This is a genomic window from Pseudomonas sp. D5(2026), assembly GCF_057766845.1.
Window position 1 is genome coordinate 575,380 of sequence record NZ_CM173421.1, and the last position, 19,770, is coordinate 595,149.

The 19,770-nt window shown below is 63.6% G+C and carries 16 protein-coding genes; 4 read left to right on the forward strand and 12 right to left on the reverse strand.

What is annotated here, in order from left to right; genetic code table 11:
* Window positions 1-18 precede the first annotated feature (18 nt).
* From AC3B5Q_RS02665 to AC3B5Q_RS02675, 3 genes are all read right to left on the reverse strand, one after another.
* On the reverse strand, window positions 19-450 hold the full coding sequence (locus tag AC3B5Q_RS02665) for a hypothetical protein (protein ID WP_021783966.1): 432 nt from the start codon (window positions 448-450) through the stop codon (window positions 19-21).
* Window positions 428-814, reverse strand: a complete 387-nt coding sequence (locus tag AC3B5Q_RS02670) for a polymorphic toxin type 44 domain-containing protein (protein ID WP_172402827.1) — start codon at window positions 812-814, stop codon at window positions 428-430. The genes AC3B5Q_RS02665 and AC3B5Q_RS02670 overlap by 23 nt, the downstream gene beginning before the upstream one ends.
* A gap of 96 nt (window positions 815-910) precedes the next feature.
* A complete protein-coding gene (locus AC3B5Q_RS02675; protein ID WP_279935311.1) occupies window positions 911-2,266 on the reverse strand; it encodes an MATE family efflux transporter in 1,356 nt (451 codons plus the stop codon).
* A gap of 281 nt (window positions 2,267-2,547) precedes the next feature.
* On the opposite strand from AC3B5Q_RS02675, the gene AC3B5Q_RS02680 reads away from it, so the two are divergent.
* Window positions 2,548-7,449 (forward strand): alpha-2-macroglobulin family protein, encoded by a 4,902-nt coding sequence (locus AC3B5Q_RS02680; RefSeq protein ID WP_488392813.1) that lies wholly within the window; start codon window positions 2,548-2,550, stop codon window positions 7,447-7,449.
* Window positions 7,450-7,600: 151 nt separating this feature from the next.
* On the opposite strand, the gene AC3B5Q_RS02685 is transcribed toward AC3B5Q_RS02680, so the two are convergent.
* Window positions 7,601-7,894, reverse strand: coding sequence for a hypothetical protein (locus AC3B5Q_RS02685; protein ID WP_004577004.1), 294 nt, complete (start codon window positions 7,892-7,894; stop codon window positions 7,601-7,603).
* 77 nt (window positions 7,895-7,971) lie between these two features.
* On the opposite strand from AC3B5Q_RS02685, the gene pbpC reads away from it, so the two are divergent.
* Together pbpC and AC3B5Q_RS02695 are read left to right on the forward strand one after the other, a co-directional pair.
* A complete protein-coding gene (gene pbpC / locus AC3B5Q_RS02690; RefSeq protein ID WP_488392814.1) occupies window positions 7,972-10,326 on the forward strand; it encodes a peptidoglycan glycosyltransferase PbpC in 2,355 nt (784 codons plus the stop codon).
* Between the two features lie 92 nt (window positions 10,327-10,418).
* Complete coding sequence (locus AC3B5Q_RS02695; RefSeq protein ID WP_275966680.1) at window positions 10,419-12,083, forward strand: ShlB/FhaC/HecB family hemolysin secretion/activation protein; 1,665 nt, start codon at window positions 10,419-10,421, stop codon at window positions 12,081-12,083.
* Window positions 12,084-12,157: 74 nt separating this feature from the next.
* On the opposite strand, the gene AC3B5Q_RS02700 is transcribed toward AC3B5Q_RS02695, so the two are convergent.
* The 8 genes from AC3B5Q_RS02700 to AC3B5Q_RS02735 all read right to left on the reverse strand — a co-directional run bounded on the left by AC3B5Q_RS02700 (window position 12,158) and on the right by AC3B5Q_RS02735 (window position 18,354).
* Window positions 12,158-12,934, reverse strand: a complete 777-nt coding sequence (locus AC3B5Q_RS02700; protein WP_021783971.1) for a response regulator transcription factor — start codon at window positions 12,932-12,934, stop codon at window positions 12,158-12,160.
* A 119-nt stretch (window positions 12,935-13,053) separates the two neighbouring features.
* The gene (locus tag AC3B5Q_RS02705) at window positions 13,054-13,524 is read right to left on the reverse strand and encodes an A24 family peptidase (protein ID WP_021783972.1); all 471 of its coding nucleotides are present in this window, start codon (window positions 13,522-13,524) and stop codon (window positions 13,054-13,056) included.
* A 247-nt stretch (window positions 13,525-13,771) separates the two neighbouring features.
* Entirely contained in the window at window positions 13,772-14,341 is a 570-nt protein-coding gene (locus AC3B5Q_RS02710) for a DUF4136 domain-containing protein (RefSeq protein WP_021783973.1), read from the reverse strand.
* Between the two features lie 19 nt (window positions 14,342-14,360).
* Window positions 14,361-14,996, reverse strand: coding sequence for a DUF4136 domain-containing protein (locus AC3B5Q_RS02715; protein WP_021783974.1), 636 nt, complete (start codon window positions 14,994-14,996; stop codon window positions 14,361-14,363).
* Window positions 14,997-15,018: 22 nt separating this feature from the next.
* Window positions 15,019-15,768 (reverse strand): methyltransferase domain-containing protein, encoded by a 750-nt coding sequence (locus AC3B5Q_RS02720; RefSeq protein WP_021783975.1) that lies wholly within the window; start codon window positions 15,766-15,768, stop codon window positions 15,019-15,021.
* A complete protein-coding gene (locus AC3B5Q_RS02725) occupies window positions 15,765-16,070 on the reverse strand; it encodes a MazG-like family protein (RefSeq protein ID WP_021783976.1) in 306 nt (101 codons plus the stop codon). Before AC3B5Q_RS02725 ends, AC3B5Q_RS02720 begins: the two co-directional genes overlap by 4 nt.
* Window positions 16,071-16,147: 77 nt before the next feature.
* Entirely contained in the window at window positions 16,148-16,999 is an 852-nt protein-coding gene (locus tag AC3B5Q_RS02730; RefSeq protein ID WP_021783977.1) for a MaoC family dehydratase, read from the reverse strand.
* Between the two features lie 2 nt (window positions 17,000-17,001).
* Window positions 17,002-18,354: a 3-oxoacyl-ACP reductase gene (locus AC3B5Q_RS02735; protein ID WP_021783978.1), complete on the reverse strand. Its 1,353-nt coding sequence runs from the start codon at window positions 18,352-18,354 to the stop codon at window positions 17,002-17,004.
* A 117-nt stretch (window positions 18,355-18,471) separates the two neighbouring features.
* On the opposite strand from AC3B5Q_RS02735, the gene AC3B5Q_RS02740 reads away from it, so the two are divergent.
* Complete coding sequence (locus AC3B5Q_RS02740; protein ID WP_274102500.1) at window positions 18,472-19,749, forward strand: acetyl-CoA C-acetyltransferase; 1,278 nt, start codon at window positions 18,472-18,474, stop codon at window positions 19,747-19,749.
* The last annotated feature ends 21 nt before the right edge of the window (window positions 19,750-19,770 follow it).

Below are 19,770 nucleotides of genomic sequence, written 5' to 3' on the forward strand. Positions count from 1 at the left end.
GCGCGGCCCCTTTGACTATCACTCTCGGTGAGACGTCGCGGTGAGTTCGATTGTAATAGGCAATACTGCGCCACCCTCTTCGAGAAGAGTGGTACTCGAATAGCTGTAGACCTGCTCCTCAGTCCGCGCCGTTATTTTCAGGCCCTCCACGTGCAGCACGGCGCCCGATTGTCGAGTGACCAGGAAAGGCGTCAGCCTTTCAAGGCCCTTCAAGACCTGATCATCGTGCTGTTGTTTTTCAGCCACAAAGTACAAGTAGATCAGCGGCACTGTCGCCCCACCAGCATCGCTGAGCACCTCATAAATGGCACTCTGCTTGCCAATTGGAGTTTCAGAAACAATCTTGGTCAACACAGGCCTTGCATCTCTGGAGAAGATCCATAGGGTTTGACCGAGGATAAGCAGAAGCAGGCAAGCAATCAGCCATCTAATACCCGTATGACTTGGCATATTCGATCCCTTTCTTGATCCATTCCTGATCCTCGGGGTCGTCGCCATAAGGGGAGCTGCCCCACCATGATCCAAATGCTGAATTACTGGTCCCCGCGCGGCTCTGTGCCCATCCCGCCCCCCTCAACAGGAATTCCTCCGAAAGGCCAGCAGCAGTTCCAGTTGCGCCATAATTGAAATTACCTAAAGCCTCATATTGCCTTCCCTGTTGCTTGTAATCCCACTCGCCTCGATTACGAACCTTCGAATAGAACCACGACACTAGAAAAGCACTGCCGCCATTTTTAAAGTAGTTACGCTCTTTGCTTGCAGCGTGCATGTTGCTAAGTACTGAGACACCTGATGGCGCGGGTGGAGGGTACATGATGGCTCCTTGCTCATAGGCCGTTGGTGTGAGCCCCCTCCATGGGTTCTGCTTTTATCGGCCAGAGGCTTGGAAGCAGTCAATCGAGCATATTTTTCATATTGTGTTTCCGGGCCCTGTGACCCACTTGTCCTCCAGTTTCAGTTTCCATCCAACCCACCCCAACGTCACCGCCCGCAACCCCATGAACCCAAGAAACGCCATCCACAACCCATGGTTGCCCAACCCGCTCATGGCCACTGCCACCGGCAGCGCAATCAACACCGAAACCAGCATTGCATTTCGCATTTCCCGCGCCCGGGTCGCGCCGATGAACAAGCCATCCAGCAAGTAACTCCACACCGCGATCAGCGGCAGCAACGCCAGGTAGGGCAAATACGGATAAGCCGCCGCCCGCACACTTTCGATGTCGGTCTGCAAGTCGATGAACAGGTGCCCACCCAGCAGGAACAGCCCGGCAAAGCCCAGGCTGGTGATCAGTGACCAAGCACAAGCGACCACCAGCGAGCGGCGCAAGGTGTCGCGGTCACGGGCACCAATGGCATGGCCGCACAAGGCCTCCACCGCATGGGCCAGCCCATCCAGCGCATAGGCCGTCAGCAGCAGGCCATTGAGCAACAGGGCGTTGGCCGCCACGGTCGCTTCGCCCAGGCGTGCGCCTTGCACGGTAATCAGCAGGAACACCAGTTGCAGCGCCAGGCTGCGCAGGAAGATATCGCGGTTCACCGCCAGCAGTGGCCTCCAGGCCTGCCAGCGCTTGAGCGCTGCCCACACGATCTGCCCCGGGTAGGCCCGCAGGGCCGGCCGGGTCAAGGCCAGGCCGAGCAGGGCGGCACTCCATTCGGCAATCACCGACGCCCGCGCCGAGCCCAGTACGCCCCAGTCCAGGCCCAGCACGAACCACAGGTTCAAGGCGATGTTCAGCAGGTTGGTGGTCAGCAGGATTGCCAGTGGTGCCCTGGCGTTCTGGGTGCCGAGGAACCAGCCGACCAGCGCGTAACTGGCCAGCGCCGCAGGCAGGCCAAGCAGCCGGGTATGGAAGAAGTCTTCGGTGGATTGCTGCAGGGCTGCGCTGGGTTGCATCGCATGAAGTGCCAGCTGGCTGAAGGGCAGGGCCAGCAGGCCGATCAACAGGGCGAAGCCGACCGCCAGCAGCAGCCCTTGCACCAGTACCTGGCGTAACGCGGCACCGTCGCCACGGCCGGCAGCCTGAGCAGCGAAACCGGTGGAGCCCATGCGCAGGAAGCCCATCAGGCCGACCATGAAGGTGAACAAGGTGGCGCCCACGGCCACGGCGCCCAGCTGGTGGGCGTGCGGAAGATGGCCGATGACCGTGCTGTCGACCAGCGCCACCAGCGGTACCGAGATGTTTGACAGGATCATCGGCGCGGCTAGCGCCCAGACCTTGCGGTGGGTGGGGCGGTGGCGCCAGTCGGCAGCGAGTTGGGGCATGTGCATTCCATGAGATCTTGGGGCCGCTGTGTGCCCCTTCGCGAGCTTGCGCGCCCCCACAGGAAAGTGTTGCTCTTGCGGCCGACGCCAAACCTGTGGGAGCGGGCAAGCCCGCGAAGGGGCGCAACGCGGCCCCCTTTTAACGAATGGCCACAGTGTACCGACCAGGCAACCATTTAGCGCGACCATGGTCTGACCTGGCGCGCAACAACAGGTGCTGCACCCGACGTTGCGCTATAGTTGCTGCCCTCACGTACACGCTGCCCAAGAGTTCCTATCTCATGTTCAACAAAGGATTGTTGCTGGCCTGCGCGCTGGCGTTGCTCAGTGCCTGTGACTCTTCCACGCCGGGCAAGCCGGCGCCGGTCGAGAAGTCTGTGGCCTCCGCGCCCGCCGAAGCCTCCGCCCCCAAGCGTGAGGACCCGGCTTTGCTCGCCAAGCGCTATGAGGGCCGCGAACTCACGGTGCTGGACGTATCGGAAGTGCAGCTCGATGGCGCGGCAACGCTGTCGATCAGCTTTTCCGTACCGCTGGATGCCAAGCAGGACTTCACCAACAAAGTGCACCTGGTCGACACCGTCAAAGGCAAGCTCGACGGTGCCTGGGAACTCTCCGACAACCAGATGGAGCTGCGCTTGCGCCACCTGGAGCCGCAGCGCAAGCTGGTGCTGACCGTCGACAAGGGGCTGCTGGCAGTCAATGGCAAGCAGCTGGACAGCGAGTCGATCACCCGCCTGGAAACCCGCGACATGCAGCCGACCATCGGCTTTGCCAGCCGCGGCTCGCTGCTGCCTACGCGTCTGGCCGAAGGGCTGCCGGTGATTGCCCTGAACGTCGACAAGGTGGATGTCGAGTTCTTTCGCGTCAAGCCAGACATGCTCTCGACTTTCCTGGCCAACTGGGGGCGCAACAGCAGCCTGTACTACTACCAGTCCAAGGAAACCCTGGACATGGCCGAGCTGGTCTACAGCGGCCGCTTCGATCTCAACCCGGCACGCAACACGCGTGAGACCGTGTTGTTGCCAATTGCCGGCATCAAGCCGTTGCAGGCGCCAGGTGTGTACCTGGCCGTGATGCGCGCCTCGGGTACCTATGATTATTCTCAGCCGGCAACCCTGTTCACCCTTAGCGACATCGGCGTGTCGGCCCACCGCTACCGCGACCGCATCGACGTGTTTGCTCAAGCCCTGGAAGGCGGCAAAGCGTTGAGCGACGTCAACCTGGAAATCCATGATGAAAAGGGCAAGCTGCTGGCCCAGGCCACTACCGATGGCAAGGGGCATGCCCAGCTGCCAATCACGCCCAAGGCCGATACCCTGATCGCCACCCAGGGCGTGCATACCACGTTGTTGCGCCTGAACACCGCAGCCCTGGACCTGGCCGAATTCGACATCACCGGGCCTCAGGCCAACCCGCTGCAGTTCTTCATCTTCGGCCCGCGCGACCTGTACCGCCCGGGTGAGACGGTGCTGCTCAACGGTCTGCTGCGCGACCAGGACGGCAAGCCGGTCAAAGCCCAACCGGTGAGCGTGGAAGTGCGTCGCCCGGATGAACAGGTGAGCCGCAAGTTCGTCTGGGAAGCCGACAGCAATGGCTTGTACCAGTACCAGTTGCAATTGGCCACCGAGGCCCCGACGGGCCGTTGGCAACTGCTGCTCGACCTGGGGGGCGGGCGCAAGCAGGTCTATGAATTTCTTGTCGAAGACTTCCTGCCCGAGCGCCTCGCGCTGGAACTCAAGGGCAGCAGCAAACCGCTTTCGCCGGATGAAGATGCGCGCATCCAGGTCAATGGCCGTTACCTCTATGGCGCCCCGGCCGCCGGCAATCGCCTGAGCGGTCAGGCCTATGTACGCCCGCTGCGTGAGGCGGTACCGGCGTTGCCTGGCTACCAGTTCGGTTCGGTCACCGAAACCGATCTGAAGCAGGACCTGGAACTGGACGAGGTCACCCTTGACCAGGCCGGCAAGGCGGTGGTCGATATCGAAAGCCGTTGGGCCGAAGCCCGCTCTCCGCTGCAACTGACCGTGCAGGCCAGCCTGCAGGAGTCGGGTGGCCGGCCGATCACCCGGCGCCTGGAGCAGCCTATCTGGCCGGCTGAGCGCCTGCCGGGCCTGCGAGGCCTGTTCGAAGGTGATGAAACTGATAGCAACGGGCCGGTGGAATTTGAATTCCTGCTGGCCGACCGCGACGGTCACAAACTGGCGGCCGATGCGCTCAAGGTGCGCCTTGTTCGCGAACGCCGCGATTACTACTGGAATTACTCGCAAAGTGACGGCTGGAGTTACGCCTACAATGAGAAATTCCTGACCCAGAACGAAGAGACGATCAGCGTCAAGGCAGGTTCCACTGCCAAGCTCAGCTTCCAGGTTGAATGGGGCCCTTACCGCGTCGAGGTCGAAGACCCGCAGACCGGTCTGGTATCCAGCGAGCGCTTCTGGGCCGGCTATCGCGCCCAGGACAACGCTGAGGGCGGCGCGGTGCGACCGGACCAGGTCAAGCTGGCGCTGGACAAACCCTCCTACGCCGATGGCGCTACCGCCAAGGTCACCGTCACCCCGCCCGCTGCGGGCAGTGGCTACCTGATGATCGAGTCCAGCGATGGCCCGCTGTGGTGGCAGGAAATCGATGTGCCCGCCGAAGGCAAGACCTTTGACGTGCAACTGGACAAGGCCTGGGCCCGCCACGATCTGTACATCAGCGCGTTGGTTATCCGCCCTGGTGAGCGCAAGGCCAATGCCACGCCCAAGCGCGCCGTGGGCGTGCTGCACCTGCCGCTGGACCGCGCCGAGCGCAAGCTTGCGCTGAGCCTGCAGGCACCGGAGAAAATGCGACCGAAACAGCCGTTGACGGTGAAGATCAAGGCCGCTAACGCCGATGGCAGTGTGCCCAAACAGGTGCATGTGCTGTTGTCGGCGGTGGACGTGGGCATCCTCAACATCACCGATTTCAAAACCCCCGACCCGTTCGCCAGCCTGTTCGGGCGCAAGGCCTATGGTGCCGATCAACTGGACATCTACGGCCAATTGATCGAGGCCGGGCAGGGCCGCCTGGCCAGCCTGGCGTTCGGTGGTGACGCAGCGATGGCCAAGGGGGGCAAGCGACCCAACACTACGGTAACCATCGTTGCCCAACAGAGCCTGCCGGTGACGCTGGACGACAAGGGTGAGGGCCAGGTCACGGTCGATATCCCCGACTTCAACGGCGAACTGCGGTTGATGGCCCAGGCCTGGACCGAAGAGCACTTCGGCATGGCCGAAGGCAAGACCGTGGTCGCCGCACCGTTGATTGCCGAGCTTTCGGCCCCGCGCTTCCTGGCCGGTGGCGACCGTACCAGCCTGGCACTGGACCTCGCCAACCTGTCCGGCCGCGCTCAGCAACTGAGCGTCGAAATCACCACGGATGGGCAACTGAGCCTGGCGGCCAATGCCGTGCAGAGCGTTAACCTGGGCGAAGGGCAGCGCTCGACGCTGATGATTCCGGTGCAGGCCCAGGGGGGGCTGGGGCAGGGCAAGGTGCATGTCCGGGTGACTGGCCTGCAACTGCCGAACGAGCCGATCACAGCGTTCGAGCGTGAGTGGACGCTGGGCGTGCGACCGGCCTACCCGGCAATGCTCAAGCACTACCGTGTGGCCCTGAAGGACCAGCCGTGGACCCTGCCCGAAGCAGACCTGGCCGCCTTCGAACCCGCTGGCCTGGAAGCCAGCCTGGCCTTGTCGAGCCGGCCGCCGCTGAACCTTGCCGAGCAGATTCGCGCGCTGCAAGCCTACCCCTACGGCTGCCTCGAACAGACCACCAGTGGCCTGTACCCCTCGCTGTACGCCGATGCCGACAGCCTCAAGCGCCTGGGCATCAAGGGCGAGCCGGCGGATGTGCGCAAGCGCAAGATCGAAATGGGCATCGAGCACTTGCTGGGGATGCAGCGCTACAACGGCAGCTTTGGCCTGTGGAGTTCGGACAGCGAAGAAGAGTACTGGCTCACCGCCTATGTTACCGACTTCCTGCTGCGTGCCCGTGACCAAGGTTACGGCGTGCCTGCCGAGGCACTGAAGAAGGCCAGTGAGCGCCTGCTGCGTTACCTGCAGGAACGCAACCTGATCGAAGTCGACTACAGCGAAAATGCCGACCACACGCGCTTTGCCGTGCAGGCCTATGCGGCGCTGGTGCTGTCGCGCAGCCAGCAGGCGCCGTTGGGGGCCCTGCGTGGCCTGTTCGAACGTCGCGCCGATGCCCGCTCCGGTCTGCCGCTGGTACAACTGGCAGTGGCGCTGGACAAAATGGGCGACAAACCGCGTGCCGAGCAAGCCTTGCAGGCGGGCCTGGGCATCAGCCGGGGCAAAGGCTGGCTGGCCGATTATGGCAGCGCCCTGCGTGACCAGGCGCTGATCCTGGCGCTGCTGCAGGAAAGCAACCTGGCCAGCAGCCAGGTCGATCAGCGCCTGTTCGCCTTGTCGGATGAACTGGCAGCCAACCGTTGGCTGTCGACCCAAGAGCGCAATGCACTGTTCCTCGCTGGCCGTGGCCTGCTGGGCAAGCCGGAAGGCCAGTGGCAGGCACGCCTGGACAGCGGGGGTGAAGTGCGCGAGTTGAACAATGCCGACGCCGGTATGAAGCTGGAAGGCCCGTTACTGGCCTCGCCACTGAGCGTGCAGAATGAAGGCAACGAGACGCTGTACCAGCAGCTGACCTTGTCGGGCTACCCACGGCAGGCGCCTGCTGCTGGCGGCAACGGCCTGCAGATTCGCAGAGAGTACCTGGGTATGAATGGCCAGCCGCTGGACCTGCACAACCTGCGCAGTGGCGACCTTGTGCTCGTGCACCTGGCGCTCAAGGCTGAGGACCGCGTGCCGGATGCGTTGGTGGTGGACCTGCTGCCGGCCGGCCTGGAGCTGGAAAACCAGAACCTGGCTCAAAGCGCCGCCAGCCTGGACAACGCCAGCAGTGCAGTGAAGGCGTGGCGCGAGTCGATGCAGAACGCCAGCGTGGTGCATCAGGAGTACCGTGATGACCGTTATGTTGCCGCGCTCAAGCTTGACGGCTATGGCACCACCCACCTGCTGTACCTGGCGCGAGCAGTGACCCCGGGCACCTACCGCGTGCCGCCGCCGCAGGTCGAGTCGATGTATCGGCCGAACCTGCAGGCCGTGGGCGATGGGCAAGGGGAGATGACGGTGAAAGCCCGCTAGAGACCCGCTCTACGCGGAAAGTGTGGGAGCGGCCTTGCGTCGTGATAGGGCCGCAAAGCGGCCCCGACAATTCAAGCGGCGAAGCTGAAAGCCTGGGGCTGCTGTGCAGCCCTGTCGCGACGCAAGGCCGCTCCCACAAAGACCGCGCAGATCAGTGGATCACCCAGCTCATCACCCACAGCCCCAGCACCAGCCAGATGATTCCGAGGATAATCGAGGCGCGCATGAATGCGCGGATTGCCGAGTACAGCAGCATCAGGCCGATGATCAGGGCCAGGATGCTCAGCAGCGACGTGTCCATGCCCAAGGTGCGCGACAGGCCATCGATGAAGTTGCCACCGGCATTGGCCAGCAGGTTGAACAACCCGCTCAATGCGTCGACGATGAAGCGGATCAACGACCCCAGTGCCTGGCCCAGCCACTCGAAAAAACCTTCTACATGCATAGTTGCTTCCTGATGAAAAAATCGGCGAGGTTGTCGTCCCAAAGCCTTTGGCCATTACCTGGCCAGGTCGGTTCCCGATGCCAAGCTTAGCGCGACCACGGTGCCGTGCGGGCAGGTTGTTGCGTGCCACGCTGATCAGTCTGCTGGTGCTCGGCAGCCTGTTCTGGCTGGCTGATCGTATCTGGCCGCTGCCGCTGCCGGGTGATGACCTGGCCCGGGTAGTGCTGGCCGAAGACGGCACGCCGTTGTGGCGCTTTGCTGATGCTGATGGCGTGTGGCGCTACCCCGTAAGCCCCGAAGAGGTTTCGCCGCTTTACCTGCAGGCCTTGCTGACTTACGAGGACCGTTGGTTCTACGACCACCCAGGGGTCAACCCGCTGGCCTTGGCCCGCGCGGCCTGGCTGAACCTGCGCGGCTGGCGTGTCGTGTCGGGCGGCAGCACATTGTCGATGCAGGTGGCACGCCTGCTCGACCCGCACGACCGTACCCTGGTTGGCAAACTGCGCCAGCTATGGCGCACGTTGCAGCTGGAATGGCACTTGTCCAAGCGCGAGATCCTGCAGATCTACCTGAACCGCGCACCTTTCGGCGGCACGCTTCAGGGCGTGGCGGCAGCCAGCTGGGCGTACCTGGGCAAGTCCCCCCGGCACCTGACACCTGCCGAAGCGGCATTGCTGGCCGTGCTGCCCCAGGCACCCAGCCGGCTGCGCCCGGACCGCCACCCCAAGCGTGCCCAGCGTGCCCGGGACAAGGTGCTGCAGCGCCTGGCTGAATACCAGGTATGGCCGGCCCAGCAAATCCGCGAGGCGGCCGAGGAGCCGCTGGTGCTGGCGCCGCGGCAGGAACCGGCCCTGGCGCCATTACTGGCCCGGCGCCTGAACCGCGCGGACAGCCCGCCGCTGATCCGCACCACGCTTGACGCTGCGCTTCAGCGGCGCCTCGAAGACTTGCTGCTGGGCTGGCGCGCCCGGCTGCCCGAGCGTACCTCGGCCGCCATTCTGGTGGTTGAAGCGCAGAGCATGGCGGTGCGCGCGTACCTGGGCTCGGTAGATTTGTCTGATGAGCGCCGCTTTGGCCATGTCGACATGGTGCGCTCGCTACGTTCGCCCGGCTCCACCCTCAAGCCTTTTCTCTACGGCATGGCGCTGGACGATGGCCTGATCCATTCCGAATCGCTGTTGCAGGATGTTCCGCGACGCTACGGCGACTACCGCCCCGGCAACTTCTCCATGGGTTTCAGCGGGCCTGTGTCGGCCAGCTCGGCGCTGGCCCTGTCGCTCAACCTGCCCGCCGTGCAATTGCTGGAAGCCTACGGCCCGAAACGCTTTGCCGCGCAACTGCGCATGGCGGGCATGCCGCTGATACTGCCGCCCCTTGCCGAGCCCAACCTGTCGTTGATCCTGGGCGGTGCCGGCAGCCGGCTGGAAGACCTGGTCGGCGGCTACGCGGCGCTGGCGCGGGGGGGCAACAGTGCGCAGGTGCGCCTGCAGCCACAGGCCCCCTTGGTGGAGCACCGGTTGCTGTCGCCAGGGGCGGCGTGGATCATCCGGCGTATCCTCAGTGGCCAGGCGCGCCCGGACCGCGACCCGCACGCCGAACTGGTGCAGCGCCCGCAACTGGCCTGGAAAACCGGCACCAGCTACGGCTTTCGCGATGCCTGGTCGATTGGCGTGGGGCCGCGCTACCTGATCGGCGTATGGATTGGCCGCCCCGACGGTACACCGGTACCCGGGCAGTTCGGCCTGGCGTCGGCGGCGCCGCTGATGTTGCAGGTGCACGATCTGTTGAGCAATCGCGACAGCCAACGCGGCATCAGCGTCCCTGTAGAGCGGGTACCTGCGAATATCGGTGTTGCGGCGATCTGTTGGCCGCTGGGCCAGCCGATGAGCAAGCAGGACACCAACTGTCGGCGTCAGCGCTTTGCATGGACCCTGGACGGCACCACGCCGCCAACCTTGCAGGCAGCCGACCAGCCGCTGGGCCTGGGCTTGCGTGAAAAGGTGTGGGTCAACGAGCAGGGCTTGCGGGTCGATGGTAGCTGCCCGGGCGCCAGGGCTCGTGACATCGCCCTGTGGCCGGCGCCGCTGGAACCGTGGCTACCCCGTGTCGAGCGGCGCCTGGCGCGATTGCCGGCCATCGACCCGGCCTGCCCGCCGCAGGCGCCGGCCAGTGCACCACCGCTGTCGATCGTCGGCGTGCGCCCAGGCGACAATCTGCGTCGCCCGGCCACCAGCACTGAGCCGCTGCAATTGCAGCTCTCTGCCTTGGGTGGTGGTGGACGGCGCTGGTGGTTCCTCAACGGCCAGCCGCTGGGTGAAACCCAAGGGCAGGACAGCCTGTTGCTGCGTTTGCCACAGGTCGGGCAGGCTGAACTCAGCGCGCTGGACGAAAGCGGTCAGACGGCGCGGGTGGCGTTCCAGGTCAGCGAGTAGATGTTCGACGGCAGCCGGGCCAGCACCTACGCTTGCAAGTGACGGGTGTGGCCGGCTGGTGCCCCGCAACCCATGGGAACATGGAGTGCCCTATGCGTCCTCTGGTCGTGCCCCTGATGTTGCTGCTTTGGGCACTTGCTGCCCATGCCGACCCGTTGCCGGGGTTTCTCGACAGCCATGAGTACGAGCGGCGTCTGCCCAGCGCCAACCTGCCGATGACGGACTACTCCCCTGTGAACCCCCGCATACGGCTGGCCGGGGCGGCTATCGACAATCCCAGCTGGGCCCCGGCCAACACCCGGCTGGTGCTGCATAAAGTGCGCTTCGAGGGCGGCACGGTGTTCCCCTTGGGCGACCTGCGCGAACACTATCAGCCGCTGATCGGGCACGAAACCACGTTGGGTGAATTGCAGCAATACACCCAGCGCCTGACCCAACGCTACCGGCAGGAGGGCTACTTGTTGTCGTATGCCTACCTGCCGCCTCAGGATGTGGCCGATGGCAGGGTCAATGTGGTGCTGGTCGAAGGTTACGTACGTGATTACCACGTGGACGGCGATATCGGATCGGCCAATGAGTATTTGCAGCAGTTGCTGGCGCGCATTGAGGCCGAGCGCCCACTGACCCGCGAAACGCTGGAGCGCTATCTGGGCCTGGCTACGCGCATGCCAGGGGTCGTGGTAGAGGCCGAATTGGCAATGGCGCGGGCTGCCGATGGTGTCGCCCAGCTGACCGTGCATGCACGGCGCAAGCCACTCAGCGCCGCTGTGACCGTGGCCGACTCCAGCCGTGATGCTGCACAGGCCCTGATCACCGTAGCCAGCAATGCCCAGACCCGCCATGGCGAACGCGTAACGGCCAGCTGGCTGCTGCCCCCTGGCAATGACCGGGTCTACTACCAGCGTCTCGATTACAGCCAGTACCTGGACGCCGCCGGAAGCCAACTGCTGCTGTCGGCGTCGCGCTACCGCAGCGAGCCCGGCACGCGCATACGTTTGGACGATGGCCGCGATATCACCCGCAAGCACGACAGTGAGCGCTATGCGATCGGCCTGCGTCAGCCGGTGGTTGTAAGGCCCAATGAGTGGCTGGCGGTGCAGGGCCACGTGTATTCAGTCAGTGAGCATGGTGAAGACCGGATGGCCGAACAGCCACCGTCTCGCAAGTACGACACCTATGTGCGGGCGCTGGCATTCGAAGGTGACTGGCGCAAGGTGGAGCAGGGGCGTTTGCGTATCGTCAGTGCCGGGGTCTATCAGGGCCTGGACTACCTGGGAGCACGCAGCGATGCTGACTACGATCTCGATTTCCTGCGCTTGCGGCTTTCCGGTTTGCAGAGCGACAGGCTGTTGGATAACTGGCAGGGGGTGGTGTCCGGGGCGTTGTACTGGAGTGATGATCGATTGCCTGACAGCGAGCGTGCGGGGTTTGGCGGGCAGAATTTCGGGCGCGGTTACCCGCGCGATCAGGCGGACGGTGACAAGGGCTGGGGAGTGGCTTACGAGCTCAACTACAGCGTGCGCAGTAGCTGGCTTGCGCGGGTTCAGCCCTATGCGGTGGTGGATACCGCACAGGCCTGGCATAACCGGGGACCGGTGGAGGACGCCCATCTGGCTTCGGTGGCGCTGGGTGTGCGGTTAGGGGTTGGGCATATGTTCAATGTGGCGCTGGAGGTGGCCAAGCCGTTGGCGGATGTGGCGCTGGATAGCCTGGACCGTGGGCCTCGGCTGACATTGAACCTGGCAATCCAGTTGTAGCAGGCAAATATGGGCTTGCCGGAGCAGCGTTTCGCAGCGCAAGGCTGCTCCAAAATGGTGGGCCGCGCCTTCACTCAATGGGTCGTGAACCGCTGGTGCACGGGCGACGAGCTGGGGGTCAGCGCAAGAGCCAGTTGGGTGCGGTTGTGCATATGCGTCAAACGCAATACCTGAGACACATAGAGCTTCACGGTGTTTTCGGTAATGCCCAGTTCGCAGGCGATCTGGTAATTGGTCTTGCCCTTGCCTACCAGGCGCGCCACTTCCAGCTGGCGTGGTGACAGTTTCTCGAACGCTGCCGGTAGCTCGCTTTCGCTTTCTTCTGCATCACTGGCACGCCGGTGGGCACCTTGGCCACGGGCTTTTTCCAGGTCCTGATACAGTTCGTCCACCGACTCGGCCAGTTCCTGCAAGCGCTGGTTCAAGCCACCCAGATCGCGAATGTTGCGCTGGCGCTCCAGCAAGGCCTCTTCCTGCCGGCGGACGCCTTCCAGCAGTTCATCGAGGTCCATTGGCTTCTGGTAGTAATCGGCGAAACCTTCGCGTAGCGCCCGGATCAAGTCCTGCTTCTCGGCACGCCCAGTCAACATGATGGCTTCGAACATACGCTGGCTACCGTTGATCTCCTTCAATGCGCGTACCAGCTCGATGCCATCCCGATCGGGCATGTGCAGGTCACAGATGAGCAAGCCAATAGTCGGGTCTGCCACATAGTGCTCGATGGCTTCGTCGGTTGAGAGGGCTGTAACGCAGGCATAGCCCTTGGTTTCGAGGAATTCACTCAGTTGCTCGACAATGACCGGTTGGTCATCAACCACCAACACCTTCACTTCACTCACTGATCTGGACACGATCAACTCCCTGTTCTTATACGGCCCTGCTCCCATGCCAGACGCTCTGGCAGCTTAAAAGTAGTCGCACCAGGCGACAATGTACAAGGTGTGTACAAGTCATCGGACCACTGGAAGGCTTATTGGATCCATACGGCCGTCAGAAGAAAACCTGATAACACATAGGGGACAAATGCCTGCTTATCACCCATTTCCTCGGTCAGTTCCTGCAAACGTTTTTTCACTTTGGGGTTGAGCAGCGTCCACAGACGCCGGCGTGTCAGTAGCCAGACCAGCACACTGACGCCCGCGCCAATGAAGGTTCCGAGCACATACTGCGGGCTGGTGGCCAGGGCCAGGGCGCCCATCAGCTTGACGTCGTCGGCACCGAAGCGGCCGAGCATGTAGCCTGGCAAGGTCAGCAGCATGACGATGGCCAGCGCCCAGCCGGCATCGCTGGCATCGGCGCCTATCCAGCTGTGACCAGTGCTGAACAACCAGGCCAGGGCGCAGCTCGCCACCCCCAGGGTCAGCACGTTGGAGATCTGGCGTTGACGCACATCCTGTTCGGAGCACAAGGCAAGCCACAGCAGGAGAACAATGCTTTGCATTGGCAGGTCGCCCTTCCCAAATGTTGAACACATCTACCCGGTCAGTCAGGTTTCCTTAAATGAAGATAGACGGGAACATGCGGGGGAGTGCAGTTGGCAATAGAAAAAGGCGCTGTCGAAACGGATTTTGTCGCAGTTGACACAGGCCTGGCAGGGGTTGCAGTCGTACTTGGAATCGCGATCTCTGTGGGCGCGGGTGCACCCGCTCCCACAGTGCCACGGCGTATGCAAAAGCCGCGTTCTAGCGCTATTTTTTGCTCCCCGGTGGGTAGTTGCCCAGCACCTTGGCCACGGTATTCTGGATAGCGCTGTTACGTTCTTCTGGGCTTGGCGGGTAGTTGTTCATGATCTGCTCGGCACTGCCGCGCCATACCAGCTTGCCGTCACGCCCATCGAACAGGTCGACCTGAATGGTGGCGACCTTGTAGTCGACACTGCGGGTTTCGTTGTACATCGGGCCACCCCAGTAGCCGCCCCAGTAGCCACCCCAGCCACCGCCGTAGTTGGTGGTGATCTGTTGTTGGCGCTGTTCCACGATCAGGTACGTGCGTACGGTCAGGTCCGGCCGCGCTCCGCCTTGTACAGGACGCAGGCCACGCTGGTCGAGTTGGTCTGCCACCGCCTGGCGAATGCGCTGCTCGGTAAGGTCGCTCTTGATCCGTGGGTCATCCGGGCGGTACTGCAGGCCCGGCTCCTGCCATGCCCAGCTACGGTAGGCGGCAAAATCGCGGCTGGCATCGAAATCCTGCTGGACGTTGTTGCTTGAGCAGGCAGCGAGCAACAACGCGAATGACAGTAGAACGAGACGGCGCAACATGATGGTTCTCCGTTAGCTATTAACTGGGAGGATAGCCGCTGAGCGCCTTGTGCACAGAATCGCGCAAGGCACTTTCGCGCTCGCGGGGCGAGTCCTTGTTGCTGCTGCTTTCGGCGCTGGCGCTCCAGACCGGCTGGCCGCTGCGGGCGTCGTACAGGTCGATGCGCACCACCAGGACTTCGACCTCGTAGGTACGCACGATGGGCACGCTGGCATAGCCCCCATAACCATGGTGATAGCCGCCATAGCCCACACCACCATAAGGGTACGGCCCGTAGTAGGGGTCGTAGCTGTCGTAGTCACGCACCTGGCGCAAGCGTTTTTCCAGGCGTATACCGGCGCTTACCAGCAAATCGCCAGGGCCTGCGCGAGAGGGGCGCAGGCCATGCTGATCGAGCGCGCCGCTCACCGCATCGGCCAGTTGCGCCGGGTCGGCACCTACAGCGCCGCTGGGCAACTGCCCGTTGCGCCAGCTCCAGCTGCGGTAGTGCCCGTAATCGCGAACGGGCGCTGGGTAGGCACTGGCGTCGAAGGTGGTGGCCGCCTGGGCAGGGGCCGGTGGTAACGGGCGGCTGCTGGCCACATACGGGTTGCTGCCCTGGCAGCCAGCCAGGGCAATGGGCAGCAAGGCCAGGCACAACAAACGGTACGGCATGTGTTCCTCCCGGCGCGGCGGATTAGCGGGGGCGGCAAACCCAGTGCAGGTAGCGGCCAAGCCCGGCGAAGCTGGGGTGGCGACGGTGGGCCAGTTCCATTTCCAGCAGGTCGAGCAGCTCGGCCTTGCCCTGGAATTCCTTGGGCATATAGTCGTGAAACACCCGCACGCCGCTTTCGCTTTCAACCTGCCACATAGGCTCAAGTTGCGCCTTGAGTTCGCGTGGATCAAGCGGTTTCTGTGGGGTCAGGCTCTGCTTTTCACCTTCCAGCCGGTTGCTGCGCAACTTGCGGAAATGGCCCTTGAGCAGGTTGCGATAGACCAGGGCGTCGCGGTTGTAGAAGGCCAGCGATAACCAACCGCCGGGGGCCGTGAGCTGGTGCAGCACCGGCAGGATGCTCTCGGGTTCGGCCAGCCATTCGAGTACGGCGTGGCAGAGCACCAGGTCGTAGCGCTCGGTCAGTTGGCCGAGCAGGTCTTGCCAGGGCGCCTGGATGAAAGTGGCGGTCTGGCCGGCTTCGGCAAAGCGCGCTCTGGCGCCGTCGAGCATGGGCGCCGCGGGTTCGGCCAGGGTCAGCTGGTGGCCGCGCTCGGCCAGCCACAAGGCCATGTGGCCCAACCCGGCGCCGATGTCGAGGATGCGTAGCGGGCGGTCGGGTAGCGCTTCGGCCAGGTCGGCCTGCAACACCGCCAGGCGGATCGCGCCCTTGGCGCCGCCATAGATCTTTTCGGCAAAGCGGGTGGCCAGCTCATCGAAATGACGATCGTTCATCGGGCGAAGCGCCTCTCGCTGTCGGCCAGCTTGGCACGCACCACTTGGTCCATGTCCAGACCCAGTTCGCTGCACAGCAGCAACAGGTAGAGCACCACGTCACCGATTTCCTGGCCGGCGTGGGCCAGTTTGTCGGCAGGCAGTTGGCGCGATTCGTCCTCGCTCAGCCACTGGAAGATTTCTACCAGCTCGGCCATTTCGACGCTGGCGGCCATGGCCAGGTTCTTCGGGCTGTGGAAGCCGCGCCAGTCGTTGGTATCGCGGATCTGATGCAGGCGTTGGGTGATTTCTTGCAGGTTCATCGGGGGTCTCCTATTGCTGCATAGCTTCTGCCCAGGCCCGATGCAAAGCAAGCGTATGCCGCCAGGACAGGCCCGGCCTACAGGCACTCCCAACGGCCGACCATATGCAGCACGCCCCCGTGCCCATCCAGGCGCAGTTGGCCCGAAGGGCCCGCTTCACTGGCACTGAGCACCACCTCCGAAGGCAACCTTACCGGCTTGCGGAAGTCCACCTCAAAGGCATAGCCACTGTGCGGCAGGTGCCCGCGCAGCGCGGCCAAGGCCATGGCCTTGGTCCACATGCCATGGGCAATGGCCCTTGGGAAGCCGAACAACCGCGCACTGACCGCGCTGAGGTGGATAGGGTTGTAATCCCCGCACACCTTGGCATAACGCCGGCCGATATCACTGTCGGCATACCAGCGGGTGGCCTCGGGCAATGGAACAGGCTCAGTGTCGGCGGTCTCACTTGCCTCGCCTTCCAGCGTCAAGCCACGCACCAACATGCGGCTGGTCTCGCGCCAGAGCAGGCCGATGCCATCTTCAGCCTCGGTGACCAGGTCGAAGGTGCCACCTTTGGCATGGCGCTGCAGGTTGTGCGCGTGCACCGCAAAACGTAGCCCTTCGACAGCACCAAGGGGGCGCAGCACTTCGATGCGGTTGTGCAGGTGTACCAGGCCAAGCAGTGGAAAGGGGAAATCATCGGCAGTCATCAACTGCAATTGCAGGGCAAACGCCATCACATGTGGATAAGTCCCCGGCAGGCGACCATCATCGGGAAAGTGGCAAAGCCTTCGATACGCCCCCAGGTTGCCCGGCTGAACCCGAATGAAACAGCGCAGGCCATCGTCCGGCAGCCGGTCGCCGCTGATGGTGCGTTTGCTGGCTGCGCGCAGGTACAGGCTGGCGCGGGCGGCCGGGTTGTGCAGATCGTGCCATTGTCGGCTCATGCTCAAGCTCCCATCAGTGCCTGACCGCACACCCGCAACACCTGGCCGTTGACCGACCCGGAGCCTGGCTGGCTGAGCCACGCAATGGCTTCGGCGACGTCCTGCGGGCGCCCACCCTGGCCCAACGAACTCAAGCGCCGCCCTGCCTCGCGCAGGCCCATGGGCATGGCTGCAGTCATGTGGGTTTCGATGAAACCGGGAGCGATGGCGTTGATGCTGCCACCGCGCTCGGCGAGCCGTGGCGCCCAGGCCTGGGCCAGGCCAATCAGCCCGGCCTTGCTCGCGGCATAGTTGGCCTGCCCGCGGTTGCCGGCAATGCCGCTGACCGAGGCCAGCAGGGTGATGCGCGCGTTTTCCCCCAGCGCGCCATTGTCATACAGCGCCTGGGTGAGCACCTGCGGTGCCTTGAGGTTCACGGCCAGCACGGCGTCCCAGTATTCCGGAGTCATGTTGGCCAGCGTCTTGTCGCGAGTGATACCGGCGTTGTGCACCACAATATCGATGCCGTCGGGCAGGGCCGCGAGCAGTTGCGTTGCCGCATCGCCAGCGCATATATCCAGTGGCAGTGCCTTGCCGCCGAGGCGTGCAGCGAGGGCGTCTAGGTCCTGGCTGGCCTGCGGTACATCCAGCAGCAGTACATCGGCGCCGTCCCGTGCCAAGGTTTCCGCAATGGCGGCGCCGATACCGCGCGCAGCCCCCGTGACCAGCGCACGGCGACCGCCCAGTGGGCGGGTCCAGTCTTCCACCTGGCTGGTGCAGGCTTGCAGGCGCAGAACCTGGCCAGAGATGAAGGCACTCTTTGGCGAGAGGAAGAAGCGCAGGGCGCCTTCCAGCTGATCTTCGGCACCGGGGGCGACATACAACAGCTGGGCAGTGGCGCCGTTGCGCAGTTCCTTGGCCAGTGAGCGGCTGAAGCCCTCAAGGGCACGCTGTGCAACGCTGGCCAGTGGGTTGTCGAGGCCTTCCGGTGCACGGCCCAGCACCAGTACATGGGCGCATGGGGCCAGACTGCGTAGCAGCGGCTGGAAAAATTCACGCAACTGCTTCAGTGCATCGCTGTCGGACAAGTGACTGGCATCGAATACCACGGCCTTGATTTTCGGCCCCAGGCCGGCCACCCAGGCTTCAGCCTGCAGGTTGTCGGCATTGAAGCTGTATACCTCGTCAGTGAGGCGCGGGGCGATGGCTTCGACCTGCTTCGCCAGTGGCCCGCCACCCAGTATCAGGGCACCTTCTACCGGGCGCAGGCGGCCAGCCTGCCAGCGCTCCAGTGGCGCCGGGCGTGGCAGGCCAATGGCATCCACGAGGCGGCGGCCGAGATTGGAGTTGGCAAAACCGAGGTAGCGATCGCTCATGAGGGGTCTCCCGAAAGGCAAGCTTGAAAGTGTGGACCAACTTTGCGGCAGGGTCGTTCGAATGCGGTAAAAACACCTAGGCTGTACCGATCAAATTGTTTCAGGAGGAACCAGCGCATGCGTTCAACTCGCCGGGTCGCGATCCTGGGCGGCAACCGGATCCCCTTCGCCCGCTCCAATGGCGCCTACGCCACGGCCAGCAACCAGGCGATGCTCACGGCCGCGCTTGAAGGCTTGATCGAACGCTATTGCCTGCACGGGCTGCGGTTGGGCGAGGTGGTGGCCGGTGCCGTGCTCAAGCACTCGCGCGACATGAACCTGACCCGCGAGTGCGTGTTGGGTTCGCGCCTGTCACCGCAGACCCCGGCCTATGACATTCAGCAGGCCTGCGGTACCGGGCTGGAGGCTGCGCTGCTGGTGGCCAACAAGATTGCCCTGGGGCAGATCGACTGCGGTATTGCTGGCGGTGTCGATAGCACCTCCGATGCGCCCATCGCCGTCAACGAAGGCTTGCGCCATATAATGCTGCAGGCCAACCGTGGCAAAAGCCTTGGCGATCGGTTAAAGCCCTTTCTCAAGCTGCGGCCTCATCACCTGAAACCCGAGCTGCCACGCAATAGCGAGCCGCGTACGGGGTTGTCGATGGGCGAGCATTGCGAACGCATGGCCCACACCTGGCGCGTTGGCCGCGCCGAGCAGGACGAACTGGCGCTGCTCAGTCACCAGAAGCTGGCTGCGGCCTATGCCGAGGGTTGGCAGGACGACCTGTTGACGCCGTTTCTTTCGCTGACACAGGACAACAACCTGCGCCCCGACCTGAGCCTTGAGCAGTTGGCCAGGCTCAAACCAGCCTTTGACCGCAGCGGGCAAGGCACATTGACGGCGGGTAATTCCACGCCGTTGACCGATGGTGCTTCGCTGGTGCTGTTGGGCAGCGAGGCGTGGGCGCAGCAGCAGGGGTTGCAGGTGCTTGCCTATCTGGTCGATGGCGAAACCGCTGCGGTGGATTTTGTCACGGGGCGCGAAGGGTTATTGATGGCGCCGGTGTATGCCGTGCCGCGCTTGCTGGCACGCAATGGCCTGACGCTTCAGGACTTTGACTACTACGAAATCCACGAAGCCTTTGCTGCCCAGGTGCTGTGCACGCTCAAGGCCTGGGAGGATGCCGATTACTGCCGTGAACGGTTGGGCCTGGAGGCGCCGCTTGGCGCGATCGACCGCAGCAAACTCAATGTCAAGGGCAGTTCGCTGGCGGCCGGGCACCCGTTTGCGGCAACCGGTGGGCGGATATTGGCCTGCCTGGCCAAGCTGCTGGCGACGGCGGGTAAGGGGCGCGGGCTGATTTCGATCTGTGCGGCAGGCGGGCAGGGGGTGACCGTTATCGTCGAGCGCTGAAGCCCCTCCAGGGTAACTGCA

What these genes read in the sequence shown, in the direction of transcription:
- AC3B5Q_RS02665 (WP_021783966.1), bottom strand. Translation starts at nt 450, where the DNA reads ATGCCAAGTCATACGGGTATTAGATGGCTGATTGCTTGCCTGCTTCTG.
- AC3B5Q_RS02670 (WP_172402827.1), bottom strand. Translation starts at nt 814, where the DNA reads ATGTACCCTCCACCCGCGCCATCAGGTGTCTCAGTACTTAGCAACATG.
- AC3B5Q_RS02675 (WP_279935311.1), bottom strand. Translation starts at nt 2,266, where the DNA reads ATGCCCCAACTCGCTGCCGACTGGCGCCACCGCCCCACCCACCGCAAG.
- AC3B5Q_RS02680 (WP_488392813.1), top strand. Translation starts at nt 2,548, where the DNA reads ATGTTCAACAAAGGATTGTTGCTGGCCTGCGCGCTGGCGTTGCTCAGT.
- AC3B5Q_RS02685 (WP_004577004.1), bottom strand. Translation starts at nt 7,894, where the DNA reads ATGCATGTAGAAGGTTTTTTCGAGTGGCTGGGCCAGGCACTGGGGTCG.
- pbpC (WP_488392814.1), top strand. Translation starts at nt 7,972, where the DNA reads ATGCCAAGCTTAGCGCGACCACGGTGCCGTGCGGGCAGGTTGTTGCGT.
- AC3B5Q_RS02695 (WP_275966680.1), top strand. Translation starts at nt 10,419, where the DNA reads ATGCGTCCTCTGGTCGTGCCCCTGATGTTGCTGCTTTGGGCACTTGCT.
- AC3B5Q_RS02705 (WP_021783972.1), bottom strand. Translation starts at nt 13,524, where the DNA reads ATGCAAAGCATTGTTCTCCTGCTGTGGCTTGCCTTGTGCTCCGAACAG.
- AC3B5Q_RS02710 (WP_021783973.1), bottom strand. Translation starts at nt 14,341, where the DNA reads ATGTTGCGCCGTCTCGTTCTACTGTCATTCGCGTTGTTGCTCGCTGCC.
- AC3B5Q_RS02715 (WP_021783974.1), bottom strand. Translation starts at nt 14,996, where the DNA reads ATGCCGTACCGTTTGTTGTGCCTGGCCTTGCTGCCCATTGCCCTGGCT.
- AC3B5Q_RS02720 (WP_021783975.1), bottom strand. Translation starts at nt 15,768, where the DNA reads ATGAACGATCGTCATTTCGATGAGCTGGCCACCCGCTTTGCCGAAAAG.
- AC3B5Q_RS02725 (WP_021783976.1), bottom strand. Translation starts at nt 16,070, where the DNA reads ATGAACCTGCAAGAAATCACCCAACGCCTGCATCAGATCCGCGATACC.
- AC3B5Q_RS02730 (WP_021783977.1), bottom strand. Translation starts at nt 16,999, where the DNA reads ATGAGCCGACAATGGCACGATCTGCACAACCCGGCCGCCCGCGCCAGC.
- AC3B5Q_RS02735 (WP_021783978.1), bottom strand. Translation starts at nt 18,354, where the DNA reads ATGAGCGATCGCTACCTCGGTTTTGCCAACTCCAATCTCGGCCGCCGC.
- AC3B5Q_RS02740 (WP_274102500.1), top strand. Translation starts at nt 18,472, where the DNA reads ATGCGTTCAACTCGCCGGGTCGCGATCCTGGGCGGCAACCGGATCCCC.